The organism is Mesorhizobium sp. M2A.F.Ca.ET.037.01.1.1 (genome assembly GCF_003998075.1).
Lineage (GTDB): Bacteria > Pseudomonadota > Alphaproteobacteria > Rhizobiales > Rhizobiaceae > Mesorhizobium.
Map to the genome: position 1 here is coordinate 1 of NZ_RZSA01000686.1, position 3,731 is coordinate 3,731.

General features: G+C 64.8%; 4 protein-coding genes. 1 reads left to right on the plus strand and 3 read right to left on the minus strand.

Annotation, left to right across the window (positions count from 1 at the left end):
* Window positions 1–776, plus strand: a 776-nt coding sequence (locus tag EOA27_RS26960) for a TetR/AcrR family transcriptional regulator (protein WP_245491168.1), incomplete at its 5' end; no start/stop codon positions are given.
* A 57-nt stretch (window positions 777–833) separates the two neighbouring features.
* Here the strand turns inward: EOA27_RS26960 and EOA27_RS26965 are convergent.
* From EOA27_RS26965 to EOA27_RS26975, 3 genes are all read right to left on the minus strand, one after another.
* Entirely contained in the window at window positions 834–2,255 is a 1,422-nt protein-coding gene (locus EOA27_RS26965; RefSeq protein ID WP_245467290.1) for a S8 family serine peptidase, read from the minus strand.
* A gap of 70 nt (window positions 2,256–2,325) precedes the next feature.
* The gene (locus tag EOA27_RS26970) at window positions 2,326–2,991 is read right to left on the minus strand and encodes an anti-sigma factor (RefSeq protein ID WP_126079916.1); all 666 of its coding nucleotides are present in this window, start codon (window positions 2,989–2,991) and stop codon (window positions 2,326–2,328) included.
* Complete coding sequence (locus tag EOA27_RS26975; protein WP_126079915.1) at window positions 2,988–3,554, minus strand: sigma-70 family RNA polymerase sigma factor; 567 nt, start codon at window positions 3,552–3,554, stop codon at window positions 2,988–2,990. The genes EOA27_RS26970 and EOA27_RS26975 overlap by 4 nt, the downstream gene beginning before the upstream one ends.
* Between the last annotated feature and the right edge of the window lie 177 nt (window positions 3,555–3,731).

The following is a 3,731-nucleotide window of genomic DNA, read 5'->3' on the forward strand; positions in this document are numbered from 1 at the left end:
GAGACCCGAAGTCCCGTGTGCTTCCCGAAAAGTCTGTAACGCATGCCTGTTTCTCCATTGGTTGCGATCGCAATCAAAAAGCGATGTCCGGCATCTATTTGACTTTGGTGGCGATCGCAACTAAAAAATTCGTGACATTGGTCTGGAAGCTGGAAATGCGTGTTTCGAAGGAAAAAGCTGCGGAGAACCGGCACGCTCTGTTGCAGGCGGCGAGCAGGCTGTTCCGTAAACGGGGAATAGACGGCGTCGGCGTAGCGGAAGTCGCCAAGGAGGCCGGACTGACGCATGGAGCGCTCTATGCACATTTCTCGTCGAAGGATGAGCTGGCGGCGGCTGCGTTTTCCCATGGCTTCGCGGGAAACATGGCTGATACCCGGGCTTGGGCGGGTGATCGCAGTCCCACCTTCGAGGAATACCTCGCTGGATATCTTTCAGCGGATATGCGCGACAGAGTCGAGACGGCTTGTCCGATGGCCGCTTCCGCAAGTGAAGTTGGGCGGCAGGACAGCGCCGTCAGCGCCAGCTTTACGCGTGCATTTGAGGAAATGGCAGCGACGCTTCAACGTTCGCTTGAGACGACGATTCCCGCGTCTGAGAGACGCCGTCTCGCCGTTGCTGCCGTCGCTGCCGAAATCGGCGCTATCGCAGCATCTCGCGCCATCGCAAAAACAGATGTGGCGCTGGCGGACGAGGTGCTTCGGGCCGTTCGGGAGACGCTCGGCCTTGCTCACAAAGCACAAGCAACTGGCGTCGAGCAGGCCGCCGCATCAGTATAAGCGCGGTATCGGGAACCCGGCAGCCAATTTATTGACGGGCCTGCCACCTTAAACTCACTACTTCGCCGCCTCGGCCGCCTTTGTATCGATCAACCCATAACCAAAGTCATTGTCCCGCCCCTTGGGCCCGAGATCCTTCGCCGTTGCCGCCAGTGCCTTCTCGATATCGTCGGCCGAGCGTTCCGGCGAAGCATGGATTAGATTGGCGATCGCGCCGCTCACGATGGCTGCCGCGAAGGAGGTGCCGGTCACCACGTCCGAACCGGCGCCGCTCGGCGCCACCATCTCGACGCCCGGCGCCGAGATAAACACATAGGCGCCGCGATTGGCCTGCGGCATCAGTCCGTCCTTGGCGTCGGTCGCGGTCACGGCGATCACGCCGTCGAAGGCGGCCGGATAGCCATAGGGCGCCTTCGGGCCGTTATTGCCGGCGGCCGCCACCAGCACCATGCCCAATGCCCGCGCATTGCGGCAGGCGGTGCCGAGCAGGTCGTTCTTCGGGCCGACGAAGCTCATATTGATGATGCGCACATTCTGCTCGGCCGCCCAGTCGAGCGCCGACAGGATGACGTCCATGGTCGACTTGCCGCCTTCGAAGGCGCGCGCGTGATAGATCTTGGCGCCCGGCGCCATGCCTTCCAGCGGCCCGACGCCGGCGATCAGCCCGTCGACCGAGGTGCCGTGGTCGCGCTTCTCGATCGGCACATTGGGCATGGCGTCATATTGGTCAGCAATGACGCCCTTAAGCGCCGGGTTGGTGTCGTCGATGCCGGTGTCGATGACGGCGACCCGCACATTCTCGCCGCTCGCCTGTTTTGAATCGAGCGCGATGCGGTCGAAGGCATAGTTCACGATGCCGGCCGCCTGTTGCAGCGTGTAGATATGGTTCGGCTCGCGCCGTTGTGTGCGGCCGTCGGCGGCAAGCTGCGCCAGCACCACGCCGACGGGGCGCCCGTCGGTGATGCCAAAGCGCACCAGCGTCGAGCCAAGCAGCCGCGACTGGCGCTGCGAGCGCACCTGCAGGCCGAAGGAATTGGCGATCTGCTGAACCACGCCGGCGTCGCCGTCGACCGTCACCAGCACCTCGTCGGGCACGAATTCGCCGGCGATGGCGCGCGGCGGCTCCGCCAGGTTGAGGCCTTGCGGCACGGTGACCGGACCGCTCGGCGCCGGAGCGGGCGGCGGCGTGTTGCCGGAACCGCTCGATGACGATGCGCCGTTGGACGGCGCCGGCATTTGCGGGGCGGCGCCTGCCGGTGGGTTCGGAAAGAGATCGACGATCAGCGCCGGCAGGAACACCGCACCGCTCGCAGTGCCTGGCGTTCCTTCGCCATTCTTGGCGCCGCCGTCCCTGTCGCAGTCGCCGCCTGCGGTTGTCGTGCGGTTCAGGCAGTCCACCTGCTTCTGCGTCAGATTGGGATCGTTGGTCTGCGCGAACGCAGGCGCGGCGACAAAAGCCGCCGCCGCAAGGAGCGCCACACGAAGAATGATCCTTGGTCCCGACGCAATTCCGGACGGAAAACCGCGGCGCACTTTTCCTGGAATTGCCTTAGCCGCCATCGGCCGGTTTCCTTCCCTGGATCACAGTATCCGCGAAAGGCTGGGCGGCAACAAGGCCGACGAGCCTGTCGTAATCGGCCGCCGTGCTGGCCGGGATCGTCAGGTGGAACACGCCGTCGGCGGTCGGTCCGCTGGCGATCTTCAGCCCGTTCTGGCCGAGGAAGGCGGCGATATCGGCCATCTTGGCATCCGGCTTGAACTTGGCCAGGGCGAAAGGCAGCTTCGCCAGATCGTCCTCGGCGCCGGCCACCTCGAAGTCGTTGCCCTTGCCGCCCGGCCGTTCGAAGGACTGCACCAGGACCAACGCCAGCAGCGCAGCGGCCGCCGCCCAGGCGACGCCGGCCGGCATCGCCGTCACCCGGCCAAAAACTTTCGCCAGCCAGGATTGGCCGGGCACGCGCACGGGGCCGGCCTCGGCGTCGAGCGCCCTGGTAAAACGGCTGAGCGCATCGGCTGGCGGGCGGATCGCCTCGTTGGCGGCGGCGGTGCCGGAGAATTCGGCTTCCGCTTCACCAAGGGCGACCATCGCCGCCGGATCGGTGGCCAGCCATTCCTCGACGGCCTCCAGCTCGGCGCCTTCCAGCGAGCCGTTCAGGTAGAACGGCAGCAGCGTCTCCATCTCGTCGCGGCGCGACATCTTTTCAGCGGCGCTCATGGCCACCCCCTGTCGTAACCGGCGGCCTTGAGGGCTTCGCCGAGTTTCTTGCGGGCGTAGAACATCCTGGTCTTGACGGTCGCGACTGGAATGCCAAGCACCTCGCCGATCTCGGTCACCGACTGGCCATGGTAATAGGCAAGGTCGATCACCGTGCGATGTTCTTCGGCCAGGGCATCGACGAAACGGCGCAAGGCGGCGGCCTTGTCTTCCTTCATGGTGACGACTTCCGGCGTGTCGGCGCTGTCGGGGACCTGCGCCGCGTCATCGTCGTCGATCCAGTCTTCTTTCTTCTTGCGCAGCGAAGACAGCGCCTTGAAGCGGGCGATGCCGAGCAGCCAGGTCGAGACTTCAGAGCGGCCCTCGAAGCCGGGCGCCTGCTTCCACAGCTCCAGAAAAACCTCGTTTGCGATATCGTCGGCCATCATTTCCGATCCCGTCTGGCGCGCCACGAAGCGGTAGATCCGCGCGTGGTGACGCATGAACAGGAGCCGAACGGCGGCCCGGTCGCCCTTCGCGACCCGGTCTACAAGCGCGCGATCGGTTTCCGTCGCCGCATTCATGGCCGGTCGAGCCGCCTGGCTCCTCGAAGCTCTGTCGCTGATCGGTCCAAAAAGGTTCACCCTCCGCCGAGGAATTTTCGGAGGCTAACCGAAGAGCGGGGAGGTTGCCAGTAGGGGCGCTTTTCCTTCTCCCTTGTGGGAGAAGGTGGCGCCGAAGGCGACGGATGAGGGGTGTTC

Excerpts from the sequence above, each read along its gene's own strand:
- EOA27_RS26970 (WP_126079916.1), bottom strand. The coding sequence starts at position 2,991 with ATGAGCGCCGCTGAAAAGATGTCGCGCCGCGACGAGATGGAGACGCTG.
- EOA27_RS26975 (WP_126079915.1), bottom strand. The coding sequence starts at position 3,554 with ATGAATGCGGCGACGGAAACCGATCGCGCGCTTGTAGACCGGGTCGCG.